The organism is Paenibacillus sp. FSL R5-0713, from assembly GCF_037973325.1.
Taxonomy (GTDB): domain Bacteria; phylum Bacillota; class Bacilli; order Paenibacillales; family Paenibacillaceae; genus Paenibacillus.
The window spans coordinates 2,884,087-2,908,160 of sequence record NZ_CP150229.1; the positions used below are offsets into that span (position 1 = coordinate 2,884,087).

19 protein-coding genes are annotated in these 24,074 nt (G+C 45.2%); 17 read left to right on the top strand and 2 right to left on the bottom strand.

Annotated features, from left to right (window positions below; translation table 11 throughout):
• The first annotated feature begins 8 nt into the window (after nt 1-8).
• The 9 genes from MKZ12_RS13160 (at nt 9) to MKZ12_RS13200 (ending at nt 11,941) form a co-directional block, all read left to right on the top strand.
• Nucleotides 9-1,409, top strand: coding sequence for a dockerin type I domain-containing protein (locus MKZ12_RS13160; RefSeq protein WP_339260780.1), 1,401 nt, complete (start codon nt 9-11; stop codon nt 1,407-1,409).
• A 77-nt stretch (nt 1,410-1,486) separates the two neighbouring features.
• Entirely contained in the window at nt 1,487-3,421 is a 1,935-nt protein-coding gene (locus tag MKZ12_RS13165) for an S-layer homology domain-containing protein (RefSeq protein WP_339260781.1), read from the top strand.
• A gap of 288 nt (nt 3,422-3,709) precedes the next feature.
• Nucleotides 3,710-5,674, top strand: a complete 1,965-nt coding sequence (locus MKZ12_RS13170; RefSeq protein ID WP_339260782.1) for an ATP-binding cassette domain-containing protein — start codon at nt 3,710-3,712, stop codon at nt 5,672-5,674.
• A gap of 28 nt (nt 5,675-5,702) precedes the next feature.
• Entirely contained in the window at nt 5,703-6,371 is a 669-nt protein-coding gene (locus tag MKZ12_RS13175) for a response regulator transcription factor (RefSeq protein WP_339260783.1), read from the top strand.
• A gap of 2 nt (nt 6,372-6,373) precedes the next feature.
• The gene (locus MKZ12_RS13180) at nt 6,374-7,705 is read left to right on the top strand and encodes a HAMP domain-containing sensor histidine kinase (RefSeq protein ID WP_339260784.1); all 1,332 of its coding nucleotides are present in this window, start codon (nt 6,374-6,376) and stop codon (nt 7,703-7,705) included.
• Between the two features lie 212 nt (nt 7,706-7,917).
• A complete protein-coding gene (locus tag MKZ12_RS13185) occupies nt 7,918-9,753 on the top strand; it encodes a UbiD family decarboxylase (protein WP_339260785.1) in 1,836 nt (611 codons plus the stop codon).
• A gap of 283 nt (nt 9,754-10,036) precedes the next feature.
• Nucleotides 10,037-11,128 carry an HD domain-containing phosphohydrolase gene (locus tag MKZ12_RS13190; protein WP_339260786.1) on the top strand — a complete coding sequence of 364 codons (1,092 nt, stop codon included), beginning with the start codon at nt 10,037-10,039 and terminating at the stop codon, nt 11,126-11,128.
• A gap of 163 nt (nt 11,129-11,291) precedes the next feature.
• Nucleotides 11,292-11,765 (top strand): SRPBCC family protein, encoded by a 474-nt coding sequence (locus MKZ12_RS13195; protein ID WP_339260788.1) that lies wholly within the window; start codon nt 11,292-11,294, stop codon nt 11,763-11,765.
• 14 nt (nt 11,766-11,779) lie between these two features.
• Nucleotides 11,780-11,941 (top strand): hypothetical protein, encoded by a 162-nt coding sequence (locus MKZ12_RS13200; protein ID WP_339243262.1) that lies wholly within the window; start codon nt 11,780-11,782, stop codon nt 11,939-11,941.
• Between the two features lies 1 nt (nt 11,942).
• Here the strand turns inward: MKZ12_RS13200 and MKZ12_RS13205 are convergent, their stop codons facing one another.
• The gene (locus MKZ12_RS13205; RefSeq protein WP_339242140.1) at nt 11,943-13,163 is read right to left on the bottom strand and encodes an MFS transporter; all 1,221 of its coding nucleotides are present in this window, start codon (nt 13,161-13,163) and stop codon (nt 11,943-11,945) included.
• 229 nt (nt 13,164-13,392) lie between these two features.
• Here MKZ12_RS13205 and MKZ12_RS13210 point away from each other — a divergent pair, with 229 nt between their 5' ends.
• Both MKZ12_RS13210 and MKZ12_RS13215 read left to right on the top strand, forming a co-directional pair.
• Nucleotides 13,393-13,974 carry a TetR/AcrR family transcriptional regulator gene (locus tag MKZ12_RS13210; RefSeq protein ID WP_339260790.1) on the top strand — a complete coding sequence of 194 codons (582 nt, stop codon included), beginning with the start codon at nt 13,393-13,395 and terminating at the stop codon, nt 13,972-13,974.
• 80 nt (nt 13,975-14,054) lie between these two features.
• Nucleotides 14,055-15,023 carry a D-2-hydroxyacid dehydrogenase family protein gene (locus MKZ12_RS13215; RefSeq protein WP_339260792.1) on the top strand — a complete coding sequence of 323 codons (969 nt, stop codon included), beginning with the start codon at nt 14,055-14,057 and terminating at the stop codon, nt 15,021-15,023.
• 123 nt (nt 15,024-15,146) lie between these two features.
• On the opposite strand, the gene MKZ12_RS13220 is transcribed toward MKZ12_RS13215, so the two are convergent.
• Nucleotides 15,147-16,184: a LacI family DNA-binding transcriptional regulator gene (locus MKZ12_RS13220; RefSeq protein WP_339242145.1), complete on the bottom strand. Its 1,038-nt coding sequence runs from the start codon at nt 16,182-16,184 to the stop codon at nt 15,147-15,149.
• Nucleotides 16,185-16,574: 390 nt separating this feature from the next.
• On the opposite strand from MKZ12_RS13220, the gene MKZ12_RS13225 reads away from it, so the two are divergent.
• From MKZ12_RS13225 to MKZ12_RS13250, 6 genes are all read left to right on the top strand, one after another.
• Nucleotides 16,575-17,624: a 2,3-butanediol dehydrogenase gene (locus MKZ12_RS13225; protein WP_339242147.1), complete on the top strand. Its 1,050-nt coding sequence runs from the start codon at nt 16,575-16,577 to the stop codon at nt 17,622-17,624.
• A 183-nt stretch (nt 17,625-17,807) separates the two neighbouring features.
• A complete protein-coding gene (locus MKZ12_RS13230) occupies nt 17,808-19,121 on the top strand; it encodes a hypothetical protein (RefSeq protein ID WP_339260794.1) in 1,314 nt (437 codons plus the stop codon).
• A 335-nt stretch (nt 19,122-19,456) separates the two neighbouring features.
• Entirely contained in the window at nt 19,457-20,560 is a 1,104-nt protein-coding gene (locus MKZ12_RS13235) for an NADH:flavin oxidoreductase (protein WP_339260795.1), read from the top strand.
• A gap of 422 nt (nt 20,561-20,982) precedes the next feature.
• Nucleotides 20,983-22,311, top strand: coding sequence for a beta-N-acetylhexosaminidase (nagZ, locus tag MKZ12_RS13240; protein ID WP_339260796.1), 1,329 nt, complete (start codon nt 20,983-20,985; stop codon nt 22,309-22,311).
• 41 nt (nt 22,312-22,352) lie between these two features.
• Nucleotides 22,353-23,057, top strand: a complete 705-nt coding sequence (locus tag MKZ12_RS13245; protein WP_339242153.1) for a response regulator transcription factor — start codon at nt 22,353-22,355, stop codon at nt 23,055-23,057.
• Nucleotides 23,054-24,037 (top strand): sensor histidine kinase, encoded by a 984-nt coding sequence (locus MKZ12_RS13250; RefSeq protein ID WP_339260797.1) that lies wholly within the window; start codon nt 23,054-23,056, stop codon nt 24,035-24,037. The genes MKZ12_RS13245 and MKZ12_RS13250 overlap by 4 nt, the downstream gene beginning before the upstream one ends.
• Nucleotides 24,038-24,074: the final 37 nt, after the last annotated feature.

Here is a 24,074-nt window from a genome sequence, read left to right on the forward strand (position 1 = left end):
AACATGAATTGAAGGGGAAACAAAACAAAAAACGGCTTAAGCCAATATTGAAAAAAAGCATGTTGACTGCGCTCGGATTGGGCATTGCATTGCCTATAGGTGGAACGCTTCCACAGGCTAACGCAGGTGCAATTGGTCCGGAGATTAAGATTTCACAACCTGTACTGAGCGAGTACATTCGATGGCTGAGTCGTTCATCGGAAGATTCAAATCAGCATTCTCTCGTGTCGTATACGCCAATCGAGGCACTTGATGAGACAGTTGAAATTGATTTAAACAACCATTTTTCACTCACCACATACGATTCGGTCAAGGCCAGTTCAGACAATCCTAGTGTGGCGTACGTATATGTGAACAATGAAAATAATCTGGTAGTTATTCCCTATAGAGACGGTAAAATCAACATTGAGTTGAAAGCCAATTATACTTTATCTGGAGAAACTGTTACGGATAATTTCGAACTATATATTAGTAAACAAGGCGATGTGAATAATGATGGCCAAGTGAATTCTGCGGATGCAGTAGCACTATTGAAACATCTTCGTAATGAATTTAACCGTCGCTCCTATTCTGCTGTTGAGATGAATCGGATGGATGTTGACCGTGATGGTGAAGTTAATTGGTCAGATGCAAATGCTTTATTATATGGTTATGCCGAGAACAAGCTCGGCAAGAAGGACAACCGTTATGTGCTAACTTTTAAAGAAGTACAGGATGCACCATTTGCATTGAATGCTAAAATAACGGGTGAGATGAAAGTGGGAAGCACGATCACTGGTACATACGATCAGTTGGATGTCGATGAAGATATGTCGAATGAACCTCTGTACCAATGGTATAGAACTTCAGATTCATGGGGAAATGAAAAGCAAATTATCACGGGAGAAACGTCAAAAAATTATAATATTACAGCCGATGACCTAGGGAAATATCTTTTCCTTGAAGTCACACCTCGATCTATTTCGGATGAGCCATTCCTTGGTAGATCCTTAATGTTTTCTGGAAGAGAGGTCGTTACTTCAGCGGAAAATGCTCAAGGAGCAATCCAGAGTTTGTCTCCGTCTAATGGTTCTACAGATGTTAAGGTAAACGAACCGTTGGTTATTCATTTTAATCAACCGATTAAAATGAATACAGAAATGGGCTATAGCATTATCATTAGGAATCTTACGAGCAATAGTATCGAAGCTACCTACTTTACTATGTTCCAAATTGGATTTTTTGTAAACGAAAGTACAGTCACAATTAATAATCCAACCCTACAATATAACTCGAATTACTCTATTGAAATCTCGGAAGGTGCTTTTATGGCGACCTCTGATAATGCTTTGATGCCAGGGACAATAGTGGAACAAAATGGGGAACAATGGACATTCACTACCAAAGAAGGACCACCACCACCACCTTGATCGTTGTCTGTAATATAGAGTAACAAATTTTCTCTATCGTACCATCTATTAAAGAATATAGACACGGAGGTTATCACATGTTTCAACCGAAAAAGAAACGTCCAAAAATCAGAAAAACAATGTCAGGTCTTATCGCACTGACGTTACTCTCATCACTCGTATTACCGAGTATAGTGGAGGCTAGACCAACGGAACCATCGCAAGTGAAGTTTGCGGATGTGAGCGTACAGGCTGGTCAGAGCGTCCATGTTCCTGTGACGTTAAAACAACCCGATTACAGTGCAATTACCGCGTATAGCATGCAGATTGATTATGATTCGTCTGCACTGGAGATCGTACGTATCACCCCTAAATATGTCGGGAACAATTTTCCAACTATAGTGGAAAACAATGAAGTAAACTTCCATTATAAGATTGATAATGAAGCTGGCTGGGTGCGGATCATCTGGGCCGATTTCACTGCAGGTCATTATCCAATTCCTGTGGAACAGCAGCTGTTTGATATTGAGGTGAAAGCCAAAAGTAACACGTCTCCAGGAACGAAAAAACTAACGGTAAATCGTGAAGATCCAGAACGCTGGAATTTCACGAACTTAGATTATGAAAATTACACTGAATTGTCCGGTGGAACCATCACAATTACAGCAGCAAACTCGGGCGGTGGTAATTCTACACCTAATCCAGGTTCCTCCTCGGGAGGGAGCGTATCGCCAACTTCACCAGTGGTTACACCTGTTCCTTCTACTCCAGCGGTAACCAAAGGTGTAGACATCTATGTGAACGGACAGAAACAGGAACAATCTGCTTCGGCTACTACAGCAACCGTAAACAATCTGGTTACCACCACTGTTCACGTGGATAATGACAAAGTCATCAATCAGATTGGAAGTGGACTAAGAACACTTCTGCTGCCGATTACAGGTACTGGCAAGGATGTGGTCGTTGGTGAACTGAACGGCAAACTGGTTAAAACGATGGAAGGAAGTAATGCCGAAGTTGTCATTCAGACAGACACTGGTACTTACACCCTCCCGGCAAATCAGATTCAGATTGATCAGGTTCTGAACCAATTCGGAAGCACTGTTCCACTCGAAGATATCACCATTCAAATCGCTATTGCACCTAGTGCTGCATCCAAGCAATCAGCCATTCAGGCCGCAGCGGACAAGATGCAGAATACTACGGTGGTTGCAGCTCCAGTTGATTTTGAAGTAAAAGCCATCTGGAATGGACAACAAGTCAATGTGGATCGGTTCAACTCTTATGTAGAACGCTCCATCACATTGCCAGAGGGAGTAGATGGTTCAAAGATTACGACTGGTGTTGTGCTTCAGCCGGATGGCAGTCTTCTGCATGTGCCGACGAAGGTTATCAAAGGTAACGTGCAAGATTCTGCTATTATTAACAGCTTGACGAACAGTACTTACGCCCTGATCTATCACCCGACAACATTCAGCGATATATCAAGTCACTGGAGTCGGGATGACGTACAAGATCTGGCATCCCGTCTGATCGTACAAGGTACTGGTGAGAACGTGTTTGCGCCAGACCGGAGTATTACGCGGGCAGAGTTTACGGCTGTTCTGTTAAGAGGTTTGGGACTGCACTCCCCGATTAGCACAGAAGCGACATCATTCACGGATGTGAAGACAGGCAGCTGGTATGAGGATGAGGTTCAAACTGCCGTGTCCTACGGCTTGATCTCAGGTTATGCTGATGATAGCTTCCGTCCTAACAGCGAAATTTCTCGTGCTGAAGCGTTGACGATTGTGTCACGTGCGATGAAACTGGTCGGTCTGGCACAGGCCGACGCGTCAGAGACAACAAGTCTGCTGAGCACATATAGTGATAGTGCTGAAGTACAGGCTTGGGCTGCAGAGCCGGTTGCTTCGGCAATTAAACAAGAACTGGTACAAGGTGCTGATGGCAAGTTGATGTCAGAAGCAGATATTAGTCGTGCGCAATCGGCGGCGATTGTGAAAAGGCTACTGGCAAAAGCCGGATTAATCTAAACGATATAAGTTGAACTAAAGATTATTTACACAGACACTACGATGACAGAATAGTAACGAAATAAGACAACCCGAGTCCTTATATCTAAGGATTCGGGTTGTCTTGCACCTACACTTACTTGAAATGATTTATTTCAAGCAAAGCTGTAGGTGTTTTTTTACATATCGTTCTTTTGAACCACTCCTACAGGCCAATGGCCCAGTTCATTATCAGTTCATACAGAACTGGTACGATATGAACATCAAATAGATAGATATTGTGCTTGATCAGGAGAGGAAGAGATCCATATGAAAATACTAGAAGTCAAAAATGTGAAGAAGTCATACACCTTATATGGAAAAGAAAGAGTTCCGGTCCTCCACGGTTTGAACCTGAGTTTTCAGACGGGGGAATTTGTCTCTATCCTTGGTGAATCTGGCTGCGGTAAGTCGACACTGATGAATATCATTGGTGGGATGGATTCCGATTATGAAGGGGACGTCGTTGTTCGTGGCAAGAACTTAAGTGCCATGACAGAGAAGGAAATGGACGATTACCGAAAGAATAATATCGGCTTTGTCTTTCAAAATTTCAATCTGATCCCGCATCTGTCTGTCCTCGAAAATGTGACGATTGCGATGCAAATGACGGATACCAATGAAAAAGAGCGAAATCAACGTGCCGTTGATATATTAACAGAGGTTGGACTGAAGGATCATCTGAACAAACGTCCCAACCAGTTATCCGGAGGTCAGAAGCAACGGGTTTCCATTGCTCGGGCTTTATCCAACAATCCGGACATTATTCTCGCAGATGAACCGACAGGCGCGCTGGATCGAGAAAACGGAGATCAAATCCTGGCCCTGCTCGACAGCATAGCCCAAAAGGGAATGCTGGTGATCGCCGTAACTCATTCGCAGAAAGTCGCTGACTCCGGTACACGTATTGTGAAGGTAGAAGAGGGGCGCATCAGTGATGATATTCATCTCAAAGATCCTTCTACGACTGTCTACGAAAGTGGTCAAGGTTCTTCCCGGAGCCTGGGCTTGCTTGCTTCGTTCAAGATGGCACTCAAAAATATGAAACTCAACGCCAAGCGTAATGTCCTGGTCGCTTTAGGTGGATCTATAGGTATATTAAGTGTACTCCTGATGCTTTCCTTGGGGAATGGGATAACGACGTATATGAACGACGAAATCAATTCAAGTATGGACCCTTTGCTTGTGGATATAACCAAGCCGAGTGAAGAAGCCAAAGACATGCAAGGTCCCGAAGCCTTGATGGCAACAGGTGAACCGTTCACCGAAGCTGATATCGAGAGGATTCGCAATTTTCCTAATGTGGATCATGTAGAGACAATTACGACTATTACAGGCCAATCAACGATGGTGAATGAAAAACAAAGTGTGGGACTTACGCAGTTAACGACATTAACGGATGCTTTTGATCCCGCACTGATGACAACGGGAGTTCTCCCGGCAGAAAATGAGATCATGTTACCCCTTGATACGGCGAATAAATTAAGCGGAAATGACCAAGCTGATTCCATGATCGGCAAGTCCGTGCTTCTATATATCAATGAGATGGATAGCAATAATAAACCAGTGACTTTGGAGAAAGAAGTAACCATCTCAGGGATCTACGAACCGGCAGATCAACGATCTCCAATGCAACAATCCCCGGGATACATCTCATCAGGGACGTTAGAGCAGATGTTCTCGGACAAAGGAATATCAATTGGACCGATTCAGGTTAATGCCTATGCCACCGATATGAAATATGTAAATGATATCAATGAAGCTGCTGTTGACGCTGGCTTCGCAGGCTCCCAGATGGCCAAGGTCATGGAGAATATCACGACTTACGTAAGTATGGCTTCCATTGTACTCGCGGGTATTGCAGGCATTTCGTTGATCGTATCCGGTATTATGATACTGGTTGTACTCTATATTAGTGTCGTGGAACGCACGAAAGAGATCGGAATACTGCGGGCAATTGGAGCGAGAAAGAAGGATATCAAGCGAATATTCTTCTCGGAATCTGCCTTATTAGGCGTATTTAGTGGTATTATTGCGGTAATCTTTGCAGTGATCATAAGTTATGTGTTAAATATACTTCTGGACAATGCGTTTGGAGCAAAACTGATTCATCTCTCGGGATATTACATCTTGTTTGGTCTCGTGGTAAGTACAGCGATTAGTATCGTGGCTGGTTTGATGCCATCATCAAAAGCGGCGAAACTGGACCCGATGGAATCCTTGCGATACGAATAAAACGAATGGCGGAAAGGATAATGGCTACATGAACACGATTCTGGTGGTGGACGACGATTCCCATATCCGCAAATTAATCCGAATCTATCTTGAAAAGAATCAATTTTCCGTGCTGGAAGCAGCAGACGGTCAAGAGGCGTTAGATCTTCTCTCTCATACGAAAGTTGATCTGGCGATTGTGGATGTAATGATGCCTCGAATCGACGGCATTGAATTGACAGAAGATATCCGATCCTATCTGGATATTCCGATCCTGATGGTCACCGCCAAGGGAGAATCCAAGGACAAGGTCAGAGGATTTAATGCCGGGTCAGACGATTACCTGGTTAAACCTTTTGATCCTGTGGAGTTAATCCTGCGTGTAAAATCGTTATTGAAACGATATAACAAAAGTTCATCGAATATCATTCAGATCAGCGGTGTAACGATTGATTTGGGCAATCTGATGGTCGTTGCGGACGGACAAACGATTGAATTGAAAAAGAAGGAATGTGAATTGTTATTTTCTCTGGCGAGTTCGCCAGGGAAAATATTCACACGTACACAGCTTATCGATGATCTGTGGGGTATCGATTATGAAGGCGATGAGCGTACAGTCGACGTGCACATCAAGCGGTTAAGGGAACGGCTTGAACCTGTACCTGAACTGGTAATCTCAACGATAAGAGGACTTGGATATCGACTGGAGCGGGCATGAAGATGCTGAGGAAGAGCCTGCGACTTCGAATTGTAGCTACCTTTATCGGGATTGTTCTGGTGAGTTTGATTCTCTCCTTTATGATCAATAACGGGTCCCGCGAAAAAGCGCCGAATCGTTTTATGGTTACCTTTGCTGAAGACATCGCTACAATGATTAACCTGATCGATGATCCGGAAAAAGTGAAATCAAGCTTCGATATCTTTGCCCGCTATGGCTTAAATATCACGCCCGTGAATGAACAAAGTGACGTGTTGTCTTCCTTGCCAGAGGATAAAGTTCATTCGTTATTTGAGGCGGGGACAACCGATGCCATGTTTATATCCAGTAAAGATGGCATTGCGACCATAGGTGTTCCCGGAACAAACGAGGGGATCGGCACATTTCTGATACAAAGCGATTTCTCTTCTCTTTTTCACACACTGCGCAACACGCTCTTAACCTCACTATTAACAGTACTGGTCATTGGTAGCCTATTAATCCTGTTCATGTCCGGGTACATTGTGAAACCGATTAAGAGGTTAACGGTTGCGGCGAAGGAGATGTCATCAGGTGACCTGTCTGTTCGCTTGAAACATAACAATCAGGATGAGTTCGGGGAACTGATGGAGAGCTTTAATCATATGGCCAGTGAGTTGCAAAAAATCGATTCGGTTCGTGATGACTTTGTCAGTAACGTCTCTCATGAAATGCAGTCTCCGCTCACTTCGATCAGGGGATTTACCAGAGCACTGCAGGATGGTGTTATTCCTTTGGAAGAGCAGAAAGAGCATCTGGATATTATCTATGAGGAAACGCTGCGCTTATCGAGGCTCAGTGATAATCTGCTTCGGCTAGCCTCGCTGGATTCGGAGCATCATCCGGTTCATTTCACCACCTTCCAGGTCGATGAACAATTAAGAAGGGCGATCTTATTGGCGGAGCCGCAGTGGTCGCAGAAGGATATACAGATCGAATTGGACTTGTTGCCCTGCGAGATCACCGTGGACAAAGATTTGTTTGATCAAGTCTGGCAGAATTTAATAATCAATGCGATCAAATACACCGGTCCTGAGGGTACCATTCATGTCGAGATTGAGACGTCATCTTCATTCGTGAAGGTATTGATTAGAGATTCTGGACAAGGAATACCTGCGGAAGCCCTCCCGTATATCTTTGATCGATTCTATATGGTGGACAAAGCGCGAAGCAGCTCACTTCGAGGCAATGGGTTAGGGTTGTCCATTGTGATTAAAATTTTGAAATTGCATCAATGTACCATTGATGTAGAGAGCGAAGTTGGAAAAGGTACGCAGTTTATAGTCACGATTCCCAGATCGGTTATCACATCTTAGGCAACCCAGAATTGAAAGCAGCAATATGAATACAATCGGCTCCTGTACGTTCAGGATTCAGATTGCTTCATATTGCTTTTTTTGATATTAGGATACTCAACAAAATTTCATATATAGTTTTGTTTAGCAGTGAATCATTTGATAAAATAGAAGAGACGTTATGTGAATCTATGAACTTAATCAATTTATCATACACAGAATGGAGCCATTCAATGAACTATCGCAATATGGAAGATTGTATTAACGATCTGGAGCAGCACGGTCATTTGATTCGGGTCAAAGAAGAGGTTGATCCTCATCTGGAAATGGCAGCCATCCATATGAAAGTGCACGAGGCTAAAGGCCCGGCATTGTTATTCGAAAATGTAAAAGGCTCGAAGTTCCAGGCTGTATCGAATCTGTTCGGCACAGTGGAACGAAGCAAATTCATGTTCCGGGGGACGCTCGAAGGCGTACAACGGGTCATGGCTGTTCGTGACGATCCCATGAAGGCGCTTAAGACGCCATTTCAGCATGTCCGCACTGGTCTTGCCGCATGGCAGGCGCTGCCGAAACAGAAGTCTATCAGTCTACCCGTGTCGGCACAAGAGATTCAAATCTCGGATCTGCCGCTCATCAAGCATTGGCCCATGGACGGTGGGGCATTCGTGACACTGCCGCAAGTGTATTCCGAAGATCCAGATAAACCCGGCATCATGAATTCGAACTTGGGAATGTACCGGGTTCAACTGAATGGCAATGATTTTGAAATGAACAAAGAAATTGGATTACACTATCAGATTCATCGCGGAATTGGGATACATCAAGCCAAAGCGGTCAAAAAAGGAGAACCACTGAAAGTCAGCATTTTCATTGGGGGTCCACCAGCACATACACTTTCAGCGGTTATGCCTCTGCCAGAAGGACTTAGTGAGATGACATTTGCCGGTTTGCTCGCCGGACGTCGCTTCCGGTACAGTTACAAGGACGGGTATTGTATCAGCAATGATGCTGATTTTGTCATCACGGGTGATATCTACCCAGGCGAGACGAAGCCTGAAGGTCCATTCGGCGATCATTTGGGTTATTACAGTCTGACACATGAATTCCCGTTAATGCGTGTGCACAAAGTCTATGCCAAACCTAATGCCATCTGGCCATTTACGGTTGTTGGTCGTCCGCCTCAAGAGGATACGGCATTTGGTGATTTGATACATGAGATTACAGGGGATGCCATTAAACAGGAGATTCCGGGCGTCAAAGAAGTACATGCAGTCGATGCGGCAGGAGTCCATCCTTTACTGTTCGCCATCGGCAGTGAACGGTATACGCCCTATCAGGCGGTAAAACAGCCAACAGAGCTGCTTACGATTGCCAACCGTATTTTGGGTACAGGTCAGCTCAGTCTGGCGAAGTACCTGTTTATAACTGCTGAGGATCAGCAGCCTCTGGATACCCATAAGGAAGTTGAATTCCTGACCTATATTTTGGAGCGTATCGACCTGCAACGGGATATTCATTTCCACACGCATACAACGATTGATACGCTGGATTACTCCGGTACAGGACTGAACAGCGGAAGCAAGGTTGTGTTTGCCGCATATGGCGATAAGATTCGGGATCTGTGCACGGAAGTTCCAGAGTCTTTGAAAAACATACGCGGATATGAAAATCCACAGCTCATCATGCCGGGCATCGTCGCAATCCAGACAACAGCCTTCACAAGTTACACGGATACAGCGCAGGGGATGCAAGCATTCACGTCTCTATTGAAAGAGCAGGGAGGTCTGGACTCATGTCCGATGATTATCCTATGTGATGACAGTTCGTTCCTGAGTGCTAATCTCAGTAACTTCTTGTGGGCCACGTTTACCCGGAGTAACCCTTCACATGACATGTATGGAGTTAATAGCGGATATGACCACAAGCATTGGGGTTGTGATCAGGTGATTATTGATGCGCGGACCAAACCTCACCAGGCGCCGCCATTGATTCCCGATGCTTCGGTTGAGAAGAGCATTGAACGTTTATTTGTTAAAGGGGCAAGTCTGGGTTCAATCAAAATCTAATATGAGTTGTCTTAAAGAAGTTCAAACGGAGCGTTTGAACTTCTTTGGCTTGCTCTGATCCAGCGATAAGACACAAAAGTGTGAAAAAGTTAAAAACCGGGACTAATTTGGATATTGGAGTGAGGATAAAGTCTTACATGTTCGTATTTACCTTTGTGATTAAGGTCGTTTGAACTATGTATGAAATGAAGAATTATAACGATATAAAGAAGTATAGGTATTTTTGTGGCCCCGTTCCATTGGGTGCTGTTACTATAATGAATTGTTCAGGGGGAATACCGATTTGAGAATCCATATTATGAACCTGCAAGACGGAGACCGTCTGACTGCGGATACATTCAGCGATGCAGGATTACACGTTCTCGGGAAGGGGACCGTAATCAGAAGTGAGGATATTTCCTTGCTTATGCAGCACCGTGTAGATTATGTAGATATTGAATCACGCGAAGAGGAAATCACTGAGGCAGAATTTTTTGCTGCAGCCGCCAAGCATGCTTCCGGGTTAAGTACAAGTACGAAGGAAGAGCCGCCAGAAGAAGAGATGAAGTCCCAATTTATTCAGACCGTACATAATTATCAAAATGCTTTTCTTGAAGCTCTGACTGTTGGCAAGTTCAACGCCACCATGGTGGATGATGCACTGCAACCGATGGTTGAAGGACTGGATGAGCAGAAAGATGTCGTCCATCTCCTGATGATGCTGGAGCGGGATGATGTCAATAACTATACACATTCAATTCAAGTCGGATTGTTGTCCTTCTACCTCGCGAACTGGCTTGGATATTCTCAAAAAGAGAGTTATCAGATTAGTCGCGGTGGTTATCTGCATGACATTGGAAAGTGTAAAGTCTCCCACCGGATTCGGAACAAAACAGAACCGTTGACAGCGGACGAGCAGCTTGAAATGCAGCGTCACACGATATATGGACATGAAATCATCAAAAATTCCATGACGGATGAAGCGACAGCACTGGTTGCTCTGCAACATCACGAGCGGGAAGATGGGTCGGGTTATCCAATGCAACTTGAGAAAAGTGAAATTCACCCCTATACCCAGATCGTATCTGTAGCTGATATCTATATCGGCATGAGATCCGGGAGTCACGGGGGAAGCAATCCAAACCTCATCAACAACCTAAGAGATATTTATGGAATGGGATTTGGTAAATTGAATGAAAAGCCGGTTCAGGCATTGATGCAGCATTTACTTCCTAATTTTATCGGAAAACAAGTCCTGCTCAGCAATGGAGAAAAAGGTGTTATTGTCATGAACAATACGTCTGATATTTTCAAACCGCTCATCAAAGTGGAGTCGGAAGAATATCGCGATCTTTCCAAAGAGCGTACGCTTGCCATTGATGAATTGCTTATTTAATATCGGCAGCCTTTGCTATTCTGCCAATACATGAAAGACGGGCCTCCTGTACTAAGACAGGGGACCCTTTTTTTTGTTATATCCCTTTTGCTGTGTTGTTCGACCAACGAAGCAAGGTTATACTTTGCAAAGACCTTATTTTTCCTGCCAAGGAGCGATCGTCATGATTGAAGTGACAACAGAGATTACGATACTTGCCTCGATTGAACGGTGCTTTGACTATGCCCGGGATATTGACCTACATACACAGACTGTCTGGAAACATACGAGAGAACGAGCGGTCGCTGGAGTAACCACAGGAAAAATTGGAGCCGGGGATACCGTTACCTTTCAGGCTACCCACCTGGGTGTCAGACAGAAGTTAAAGTCCCGAATTGTGCAGTTTGAACGACCGTTTTTATTTGTGGACCAGATGGAGAAGGGGGCTTTCAAGAGCATGCGACATGAACATCATTTCAGCGCAATTGCAGAACAGATGACATGCATGAGAGACACGCTGCGGTTTGAAGCGCCACTTGGATTACTGGGATGGGCAACGGAACGACTTGTGCTGAAGAGATATATGCTGGCATTTCTGGAGAGTCGTAACCGTAAACTTAAAGTGATCCTTGAGCAGTATCCGGAATTGAACGAATAAAGGAGAGAAGACGTTTGATGGATAATGAGTATTATGTAGGTTGGGGCACCCTTGCCTTGATTAATGCCGGACTTGCACAGGGAAAAAACAGAAGTGGTCGAAACTGGTTTCTGATTTCCCTGTTGTTGGGTCCTTTGGCAACCCTCTTTATTGTGGTGTGGAATAAACTGGACTAATTCAACGATCGAGATTCCGATGCATATGACGATCAATCATCCAGAACAGAAGTGCTGCTGCACTAACACCCGCACCTAACCAGCAAACCGCTGTCCAACCCGCCCATGCATACACCTGGGTAGAAACGATGGAGCCGGTTGCACTGCCGATGGAGTAAAAGATCATATACGCTGCCGTCAGGCGGCTCTGTGCTTCGGGACGGACTTCGTAGATCAGGCTCTGGTTGGTAACATGTACGGCTTGCACGGCGAGATCGAGCAGGATAACGCCGAGGATCAGGAACCACAACGAGTGATGGACATAACCGATGGGCAGCCAGGACAAGAGCAGAATGACAAGAGAGATACCGGTTGTTTTTTGCCCAAGGCCCCGATCGGCGAGTTTACCTGCACGGGCAGCAGCCATTGCTCCGGCCGCTCCTGCGAGACCGAATGCACCTATAAGCGTATGAGACAGGGACAGTGGAGGGCTACTTAGTGGCAGAACCATGGAAGTCCACAAGATGCTGAAGGCTGTAAAAATCAGCATCGCCAGTACACCTCGTACTCGTAATACACGCAACTCACGATACAGTTGCAAGACAGAGCTAAGTAATTGGACATAGCTTTGTTTTACTTGTGGGGACTGTTGCCTTGGGAGAACAAGATATAAGGCGACAATTCCGAGTAAAGTAAAGCTGGCAGAGAAGAGATACACCGATCTCCACCCGAGCCAATCGTTAAGCGTACCTGCAACCGTTCGTGCAAGTAATATGCCAATGACGATTCCACTGGTGACCTGCCCGACAATACGACCACGTTCGGTAGGGGCTGCCAAGTGTGCAGCAAAGGCAACCAATGTCTGTGTAATGACCGCGAGTAGACCTACGACGGCCATACCCGTGAATAAAAGTGAGCTGGACTTTGCGGTTCCTACCAGAACCAGTGCAAGTACGGATAAGAGCATTTGGATAATTATCAACTTGCGGCGGTTTAAGAGATCCCCGAGCGGAACGAGAAGGAACAGCCCCAGGGCATAACATATTTGAGTAACTGTGATGACGATCCCTATGGATGATGGAGAGAGGTTGAACTCTTGAGCAATGGAGTCCAGCAAAGGCTGAGCATAATAAATATTGGCGACCGCAAGTCCGCTGCACACGGCAAAGAGAAGAGCAACTAACCTTGACATGGCAGGACGATCCTTATTGGATAATTGTGCATCTGGAGAAGAAGTTTGCATGAATGGTTGTCACCTTTCTATTTTGTACTGATTGGTATGATATGTTTCGGGATAACCTTACTTTATTAACGTGGATTCTGTCAATAGAGGATTAGCTAAGACTTTTTATTTGGTGAAAAACACTTTTAAGCTAGGTTTATCCAATGCTAAAATGTGTTATGTTTGACCTGTTCATTGTTTTGAGATTACAATATAAATATACTGAACGATACATAAAGAGGTGGAATGTATGGTTAGACAACGGGAATTTGATACGGACAAAGCACTCGATGCAGCAATGCATACGTTTTGGGACAAGGGGTTCGAAGCGTCATCTTTGAGTGATTTGACGACCGCAATGGGCATTCAACGTCCCAGTCTGTACGCAGCTTTTGGCGATAAAAAGGAATTATTCGAAACCGCACTTCGCAGGTATACCACGCAGCATGCGGCCCAAGTCAGAGCCAGACTTCAACAGGGCTCCACGGTGCGAGAAGCCTTCCGTGGGCTGTTTGAACATATTGGAGCTGAAGGGAGTGTAACCGAGCCTAGTCATGGCTGTTTTTGCATTAATACGATGGTTGAGCTGGCTCCACATGACCCCAAATTCGCTGTCCTCACACGGGAGCATCAGATGTATCTGGGTGTTCTTTTCAAGGAAACGATTGAAAAAGGCCAACAGAGCGGAGAATTGTCCGCTGACTTGAATGCGAGTGCGGTAGCACAGTCTTTGGTTGTATCCATGATCGGACTAACTGTACTGATGAAATCAGGACCGGACCGCTTGTTTGTAGAGCAGAGCATCAAGGTTACGCTGTCTTTGCTGCAGTAATAGGGATTTCTTCTGTTTAAAGTGATGCGGAGTTGCTACAATATGTTTAAGAAGTGAGCAGATATAGGAGGAGATCAGGGATGGATACGAAGTTGCGCTGTGCAATTTTGGATGATTATCAAAACGTTGCGTTGACGTCGGCAGACTGGAGTTCGTTGATGGATCGGGTGGAGATTCAGACATTCAACAACTATATGGGCTCGGAAGAAAAAGTCATTCAAGAATTGCAGGAATTCGATATTGTGGTCCTGATGCGGGAACGTACACCATTTCCGGAGAGGGTTATTTCGCAGCTCCCTAAGCTGAAACTTCTGATTACAAGTGGCATGCGTAATGCGTCCATAGACCTTGAGGCTGCGGAGCAAAAAGGGATCATTGTGTGTGGAACCGAGGGAAGCTCTAATCCACCAACGGAACTGACGTGGGCGCTAATACTGGGACTGTCCAGACAGCTGGTTACGGAGAATAATGCACTTCGCTCCAATCGAAACTGGCAGAGCACTGTAGGATTGGATCTGCATGGGAGAACACTTGGATTGCTCGGTTTGGGCAAGATAGGCACTCGCATGGCTGAGATCGCACAAGCATTTGGCATGAATGTGATGGCCTGGAGCGAGAATCTGACACGAGAGAAAGCCGAAAAACATGGTGTCATTTGGTCCGAGACCAAGGAGCAACTGCTTGCACAGAGCGACATCATATCCATTCATCTGGTATTAAGTGATCGTACGCGCAATCTGATTGGACAAGCCGAATTTCAACAAATGAAATCGAGTGCGCTATTCATTAATACGTCGCGAGCGGGTATTGTTGATCAGGAAGCTATGGTAGATGCATTACAGCGTGGTTTGATTGCTGGCGCAGGTCTGGATGTATATGAGCAGGAACCGCTGCCGGTTAACCATATTATGCGAACATTGCCCAATGTCCTGGCCACACCGCATCTGGGTTATGTGACTCGTGGCAATTATGAGATCTATTATAGTCACACCGTAGAAAACATAGCGATGTTCCTGAACGGAACACCGATCAGGCAAATGCTTCCTTAGAATAAACGGTGCTGAATAAAGACGTAGTTTTAGATATATGGGATTATAGACAAATAAGGTGCTGCCAGGAAAGAGTTAGACCTGAGCAACACCTTTTTAGAGTATCTGTGTAGCAAAACAAATCTAACTGTGTCGTCCTCGCTGGGAAGAATGAATCATGGCGACGCTTGATTCACGAACGATTAAGCGCGGTTCGAATTGAATGTGTTCGTAATCGGTCGTGTTCATCTCCCGAATCCGCTTTAACAACAGTTCGGTAGCAAGTCTGGCAACCTCCTCACCCATAATGGACACAGAACTAATCTGCGGAGACGAGACCGTGGTCCACTGATTGTTATCTACACCCACTACAGCCACATCTTCAGGTACACGAACCCCCAACTCCTTGAACCGATTAACCAATCCGATGGCAACCATATCATTAATGGCATAGACTGCATCTGGCATATGCGTGAGTCCATAGAAATAATCTGCAGCATTGGCACCTGTATTCAATGAAAAGTCCTCACCAAAGTAGACGAGAGAAATGTCCACATGGCCTACAGCTTGCTCATAAGCACGGAAGCGCTCTTCAATAATGTCTTTGGGTGCACCGGCATATGCGATTCGCGTCCGCCCAATTTTGAACAGATGCTCCATGACCAGTTTGCCTTCGGGTTGAGACAGAGAGACGATATCTGCCCTCATTCCCGGTTCCAGTTTCTTGCCGTAGTTAATCATAGAGATGGGGAGCGGGGCTTTATCAATCAGTCCGGGTAACGTTTTGGGATAGGCTAGAGGCATGAAGATCAATCCATCTACATGCAATTTTTTCACATTACGTATTGTCTCCAACTCGGTACGGGCATTGCCTGCCGTATTGATCTGCACGACATGGTAACCATGCTGCTTCGCCGTTTGCTCAACAGACCATGAAATCTCCGGAATAATGGCGTTACGTATGTCGGGTACAACGAGCGCGATCTGGTGCGTTTGCCGGATTTTCAGACTCTGTGCGGAGGTGTTGGGTACAAAACCCAGTTCTTCAATGGCCTTCATCACCTTATCTCGTGTTTTACTGCTTATGCCTTCTGAATTGTTGATGGCCCGGGATACAGTAGCGATGCCCACGCCGGCACGCTCAGCCACGTCCTTGATCGTCAGTTTCTGTTCTTTCCTCAATGTACGTTTACCTCACTTTATCGGAAACGATTCCGAATATTTAGGGATATGTATGCACTTCGCGATAAGTATATAACTTAATTATAACATTTGAGCTATGAAGTATCCCGTGATTGGACCACATTTATGCCGAAGTATGATTATATTTCATTCCGTCTGCAGTATTATTTGCCAGGATATATCTTAATAACTTGGATTAGAGCGGTTACACAATACCGCTAAAATAACTTTAATAAAAGTGTAAGCGTTCTTAATTAAAAACTCGATATGATCACGAAATAGACATATTAGTGTAGAAATATGTTTGACAGCGTATCTAAAATGTGACATATTTAATTTACGGAAACGTTTCCGATTATACTATAAATTATGATCTGGGAGATGAAATGAATGAAAGCATTACGTTGGCACGGAGTCAAAGATTTACGTCTCGAAAATATTAACGAACCTCATCCTGAAGAAGGTAAGGTCAAAATAAAAGTGGAATGGTGCGGCATCTGCGGCAGTGACTTGCACGAGTACACAGCGGGTCCGATTTTTATTCCGGCTCAAGCACCACATCCCCTAACAGGGGAACAAGCGCCTGTAGTCATGGGACATGAATTCTCAGGACAGGTGGTTGAGGTAGGGGAAGGCGTTACACGCTTCAAGGCGGGCGATCGTGTAGTTGTAGAACCGATCTACGCATGTGGACACTGCGAAGCTTGTAAACAAGGTAAATACAATCTGTGCGATAAAATGGGTTTCCTTGGACTCGCTGGAGGCGGAGGCGGATTCTCCGAATATGTAACTGCTGAAGAATACATGGTCCATGCCATACCGGATTCAATCTCGTATGAGCAAGGTGCACTGGTTGAACCTTCGGCTGTAGCACTTCACGCTGTGCGCCAAAGCAAGCTGAAAGTGGGCGATACGGCAGCCGTGTTTGGTGCTGGCCCGATTGGATTATTGGTCATTGAAGCACTTAAGGCCTCGGGAGCTTCTGATATTTATGTTGTGGAATTATCGGACGAACGAAAAGCTAAAGCGGAAGAACTGGGTGCGATTGTGATTGACCCAACACAGTTCAATGTCGTAGAAGAAATCCATCAGCGTACACAAGGTGGCGTTAACGTAGCTTATGAAGTAACCGGTGTACCACGTGTGCTGCAACAAGCCATCGATTCCACACGTATTGGTGGAGAGTTGATGATCGTAAGTATTTTTGAACAGGAAGCACCGATTCATCCGAACTCTATTGTTATGAAAGAGCGTACGGTCAACGGCATTATCGGTTATCGCGATGTGTTCCCGGCAGTCATCAGTCTGATGGATAAAGGTTTCTTCCCCGCAGACAAGCTGGTAACCAAACGAATCTCGTTGGATGAAGTGGTGGAACATGGTTTTGAAGCACTGCTAAAAGAGAAAAATCAGGTTAAGATTCTGGTTAAAGCAGAATAGAATCCACAGGATAGTAAGAACGAGTAGACAACACATCAACAGATGTGGTTGTCTACTTTTTTTTGTCCAGATCGGGCGAAATTTGTTGCATGTACAGATGGTTTTACATAGTATGGAAAGATACAAAATGTATCATCTTGGTATGAAGGGAATCATTCTAAAAATATGAAGGAGGAAGCGGACATGCAGAGACACACGAAATGGACAGCCGTAATTTTGACCATCGTTGCAGGAATGAGCTGGATGCTCATGGGCAATTCCAAACCGAAAAATAACACGTCAACTAGTCAACCACCTGCTACGGAACGTCAGCTTGCCAAGGTGTCGAATGCACCGATCATTTCAGCGGATGTAACATCCAAGATAGAACTGCTGGGAAGGCCTTTTACCAAAACACCATATGCCAATAACGTCTGGGATATGCAACTGTACAACGGCAAAATATATTTGGGTCACGGGAACAGCAGTAATCTGGGCGTAGCGCCGAATTCAGGCCCTATTCCGGTCATTTATTATGATACAGCGAACGCGAAATTCAAGACCCAGTCGGTGACCAACAGCAACCCTGGCATTTTGCCATCGACGAAGATGTATGTGGATGAGGAACAGATTGACATTTACAGAGTGCTTAACGACAAGTTATATATTCCTGGTAATGATTCGGATAGTGAGAAGTGGGAACTCGGCAATTTCTATCGTTTGGATGGAGAGGTTTGGACTAAATATCGTAATCTTCCACTCGGAGTACACGTATACGATTTGGCTTCCTATCAGGGCAAGATGTTTGCCGCGCTAGGTACAGAGTCCAAACCAACGATATTAATCTCTCATAATGAAGGTGAAACTTGGCAGAAATATGCAACAATCAATACGTTTGGCTTCCGGGCTTATACCATGTTCCATCTTAATGGCAAATTATATGCATCTGGCATGATGTATCCGGCCAATAAAATATGGAATGACAAAACCAATATCCTGGAGATCAATGAAAAGCTTGAAAAACGGGACGTTGTCATCTATGGAAACAAAATGCTGCCAGGACTCACTTATCAAACGGGCACCATTCCCTATAATAAAATAGGCAAAAATATTAACTTTAATAATAAGTTGCTCTATATAGCGGGAGGGGTGTTCAATGATGGACAACTGCTGCCCAAATCCTTGAATGTTATGACAGATATTAACCAGGCCAAACGAGTTAATCTGCCAGATGCCAAGGCGCTTCCTACGGATGTACTGTTGCGTGATGGTAAGGTATATGTGCTTACGTATACGCGTCAAAGTGCCAATCTATATATCAATCGGGTCTACCAATCCACGGATCTGACAACATGGAATGAGATTTTACGGTTTAGTCAGGACACGTATGCCAAGTCATTTGAAGAGAACGAGGGCGACTTCTACTTTGGTCTGGGTACCGATCCCGATGTGTTATCGACTTCATCGGGGAAATTGCTTCGAGTGAATCGCAATGATATCCCCGTAAATGCTAATTAAATTGGAAGGAAGATTATGGATTATATACTATGCGACATCCACATTATTGGTGACCGGGAAAATCCGTTAAGATGCATCAGAGTGCAAGTCAGACCGCTTCGGTAGAGTGATCAAACTGAGGCTGCCGTTAAGGTAGCTTTCTTTTTTTATCTAAAAGATTAGTTCGAATGACTCACTTCGAAAATTTGAAAATAAAATTAAGAAACTATAGAATGGATAGAGAAATAATCCTAAACCAGTCAACGGAGTTACTAATGTTATGACATACAAAAGCATGTCGCATTTCACATGAATGCGAAAGTTCCATACTTCCAATTGCAAAGGAGCAGTATACGATGAACGTACCTTCAGCATTATTTAAACCTTTTACCTCGGACAAGCTAACCTTGTCTAATCGAATCGTTATGGCCCCTATGACTCGCGGATTCTCACCAGAGGGCGTACCTGGACCGGAAGTTGCTGAATACTACCGTCGAAGAGCAGCAGGCGGAGTAGGACTTATCATTACGGAAGGTACAGGCATCAATCATCCTTCTTCGGTCAGCGGAGCGAGTATACCATTGTTCCATGGTGAAGATTCGTTGCAAGGATGGGCTAATGTAGTGAAAGCAGTGCATGAAGCGGGTGGCAAAATCATGCCACAATTGTGGCATGTGGGTACAGCACGTCGTTCCGGTGACTTGCCTAACGCAGAAGCTGAGCCTGTAGGTCCGTCAGGGGTTAGCATGGCAGGTGAGCCATCACGTGAACCATTAACAGAAGAGGAGATCCAAGGTCTTGTGAAGGCATATGCCCAAGCGGCAGCGGATGCACAGCGAATCGGGTTTGACGGCATTGAATTGCACGGAGCCCATGGATATCTGATTGACCAGTTCTTCTGGGCGCAGACGAATCGAAGAACCGACAAGTATGGTGGTGATTTGGTACGAAGAACCCAATTTGCGGTTGAAGTGATTGAAGCTTGTCGTGCTGCGGTTGGTCCTGATTTCCCAATTGTGCTCCGGTTCTCCCAATGGAAGATGGGGAATTATGAAGCACGTCTGGTGGAAACGCCGGAGCAATTGGAGCAATTCCTGGCACCACTCAGTGCTGCTGGCGTAGATATATTTCATTGTTCTACACGGCGGTTCTGGTTGCCTGAATTCGAAGGATCCGAGCTGAATCTCGCGGGTTGGACACAGAAAATCACAGGCAAACCAGCCATTTCGGTTGGATCGGTAGGGCTTGAAGCTGAATTTGTGGACAGAGCGACCGAGAACCAGGGAACAGGGGATGCCCATTTGGATTTACTAAATGAGAAGCTGGAGAATCATGAGTTTGACCTGATCGCCTTGGGTCGCGTTCTGCTTAGTGATCCAGAATGGCCTGCCAAAGTTCGGGAAGGTCGCATATCCGAAATCATTCCATTTACAACGGAAGTGTTGCAAACCCTTCATTAATTGAAGGCTAAACGTTTGCAAAAAAAAGTGAACCAACGCCGAATGGTGACGATTGACAACGAAAAATGAAACGAAAGCAAAACATAAACGAAACAAAAATGAACAAATAGGCCGCCTTTGGGCGGCTTTTTCACCTACCTATACTTATAATTTCAACATATGAAAAATTCATAATAGAAAAACATTTTCCGCACCGCTGCACCTGTTTATTACTCCCATACTTCACACACGCGCTTAGTCACAACACCATTGAAGTTCCACATCTCAGGTTCTATAGCAACCAATTTTTTCGCTGCATATTATGTCAGCACAACGATTCAATCCTCAGAAGCGCTCATTTTGAAAATCATTCACCTTGTGATAAGGTTACTCCTGAACCTTTGAATTACCAAGACGAGATTACATAAGGAGGATGAATATCCTTGTACAACTATAGTTACACCTCGAACAAAAAATGGAGAAAACCACTGCATATGATATGTCTTCTGCTGGGGATCATTCTGCTTTTATCGGCATGTGGCCAAGCACAGAAACCTTCCTCCACAACGGACTCGAATACCGGCTCCAATGCTGGCTCTAACTTAGGGCAATCTTCCTCATCGCCGGAGCAGAATACCGCTCCACCGCAGGAAGAAGTACCAGAAGAAGTCGATCCGGTGCAGGAGCAGCTCAGTTCATTAACGTTAGAAGAGAAAATTGGACAGATGATACTCGCTGGTGTTCAGGGTACAACGCTGGATGATCAGGCCAAACAGATGATTGCGGATCAGAAGGTAGGAGGCATTATTTTCTACGCCAACAATGTAACGACGCTTGAGGGAACAGCCAAGTTTGTACAATCCATCAAGGAAACGAATCAGTCCAATCCGGTACCCATCTTCATGAGTGTGGATCAGGAGGGCGGCAAAGTCAGCCGCATGCCGGAGAACGTGGAATCCATTCCATCCAACAAAAAAGTAGGCCAGACAAAAGATAGTGCGCTCGCTGAAACGATGGGAGAATTGCTGGCCAGACAAGTCCAGCTTGCAGGTTTTAATGTGGACTTCGCTCCTGTGCTGGATGTGAACAGTAATCCGAAGAACCCCGTGATCGGTGATCGTTCATTCGGCAGTTCGGCAGACCTGGTATCGCGTATGGGGATTGCGGAGATGAAAGGTCTGCGTAATGAAGGCATTATTCCGGTAGTGAAGCATTTTCCGGGTCATGGCGATACGTCCGTGGACTCCCATCTGGATCTGCCTGTTGTGAACAAAACGGAAAAACAACTGGCTGAGCTTGAATGGATTCCGTTCCAGGCCGCAGTGAAGGAGCAAGTGGAAGCAGTCATGGTGGCACATATTCTGTTTCCGAAGCTTGATCCCGATCATCCGGCTTCCTTATCTGATGTCATCATTGGTGAACATCTGCGCGGAAAATTCAAGTATAACGGTGTCGTCATCACAGATGACCTGAGTATGGGAGCAATCGCGAAGAACTTTAAGTTGAATGAAGCTGCACTAGCAACTGTTAAGGCAGGTAGTGACATTCTTTTGGTAGCTCATAGTTATGAGAGTGGCAAGACGATTTTTGATACACTGATGAATGCAGTGAAGTCAGGGGACATCTCCGAATCCCGAATCGATGAAAGTGTATATCGTATCCTGGCATTGAAGCAGCAGTATAAATTAACGGACAAACAGCAAGCCAATGGAGACTTGAAGCAGCTGAACGCAGATATTGTGGACTGGCGTAATCAAGTCGATGCTCGATAATACAACCTGTGTTATGATTTTGACAGAGGTGAGATCCAACCATGTATACCATTATGATTGTAGAGGACGATCCCAAGATTGCGGGATTATTGAAGTCACATATTGAGCGTTATGGAGATAAGGCCGTTTTGGCCGAGGATTTTGAGATGATTGTGCAGCAGTTTGAACAGGTACAACCGCATGTTGTGCTACTGGATATCAATTTGCCCAGCTATGATGGTTTCTACTGGTGCCGCCAGATTCGTACATTATCTACCTGCCCAATTCTGTTTATCTCCGCCCGGAGCGGAAAGATGGATCAGGTCATGGCACTGGAGAACGGAGCGGATGATTATATCACCAAGCCATTCGAACACGAGATTGTTATGGCTAAAATTCGGAGTCAGTTACGCCGGGTGTATGGGGACTATGCCGCACGTGATGAAGAACGCAAGGTGGAACTGGACGGCTTGGTCGTTTACCTGGAAAGATTGGAGATTCAACTGGGCGATCGCAAAGTGCAGCTGACGAAGAAAGAAACCATTCTGCTGGAAACGTTACTGCGTCGCAGTCCCAAGCTGGTAAGCAGGGAAACGATCCTGGAGAAGCTGTGGGATGACTCTTTTGTAGATGACAATACACTCAGCGTTAACGTTACGCGGGTTCGTAAGCGATTAGCCGAGCTTGGCATTACGGATGCACTGGAAACGGTCAGAGGTTCAGGTTACCGATTGAACAACAACTGGAAGGCTTCCTCTCCATCATGAGATTGTTTATTCGTGAACATCTCGCTTTAACTTGCTGGGTGGTTGCTATCTTGTTCACCGTGGTGGCGGTGTTCTGGTATGACGGTTATAGTGATTGGATTACCGCTGCTTATGCTGTAGCGTTGGGATTATTTTTGTATGTTGGCTATTTGGTCTATCGTTATTATTCACATCGCTCGTTTTATGAACGAATATCCAGATCGATGGATTCGTTGAAGGAATTTGTACCCTTGAACGAAACAAGTCCATTATCACAGGCATTGGAGAAGCTGCTGGATTCACAATACGGACAGTATCATGCTCACCTGCATCGACTGGAACAGCGACAGCAAGAATATCTGACGTTTATGAATCAGTGGGTACACCAGATGAAGACACCATTGTCGGTCATTGAGTTGACCTTGGAAGATCAGGAGGATGATGATCCTCGGCTCATAAGCATTCGGGAGGAAGCGGACCAAATGAGACGTGGATTGGAGACTGTGCTGTATGTGGCCCGTTTGGATACCTTCGAACAGGATTTCACTGTTGAACCCGTAGTACTGAAAACTGCGGGTGAGGAAGCAATTCACGAGCTGAAGCGATTTTTCATTCGCAATCATGTCTATCCAGAGATGCATATCGATTCCTCACTGGTTGTGCAATCCGATGCCAAGTGGATTCGTTTTGTCTTAGTACAGCTACTATCTAATGCGATCAAGTATTCTGCGGGCAGCGGGCAAAAAATTCATATGTGGGCATATGAATCAGAACGCTCCATCCTACTGGAAGTGCAGGATCAAGGCATCGGGATTCCAAAGTCCGATCTGAACCGGGTATTTCAGCCTTTCTTCACTGGGGAGAACGGACGGCATTTCAAAGAGTCCACTGGCATGGGGCTGTATATTGCGAAAGAAGTACTGACCCGAATGAATCATCGGATCGATCTTGAATCCGTGTACGGTGAAGGAACAACTGTCCGAATTACATTCAGTTCCTGAAGTGGCAGGTGGAAGACGAGAGTGGAACGTGTGAATT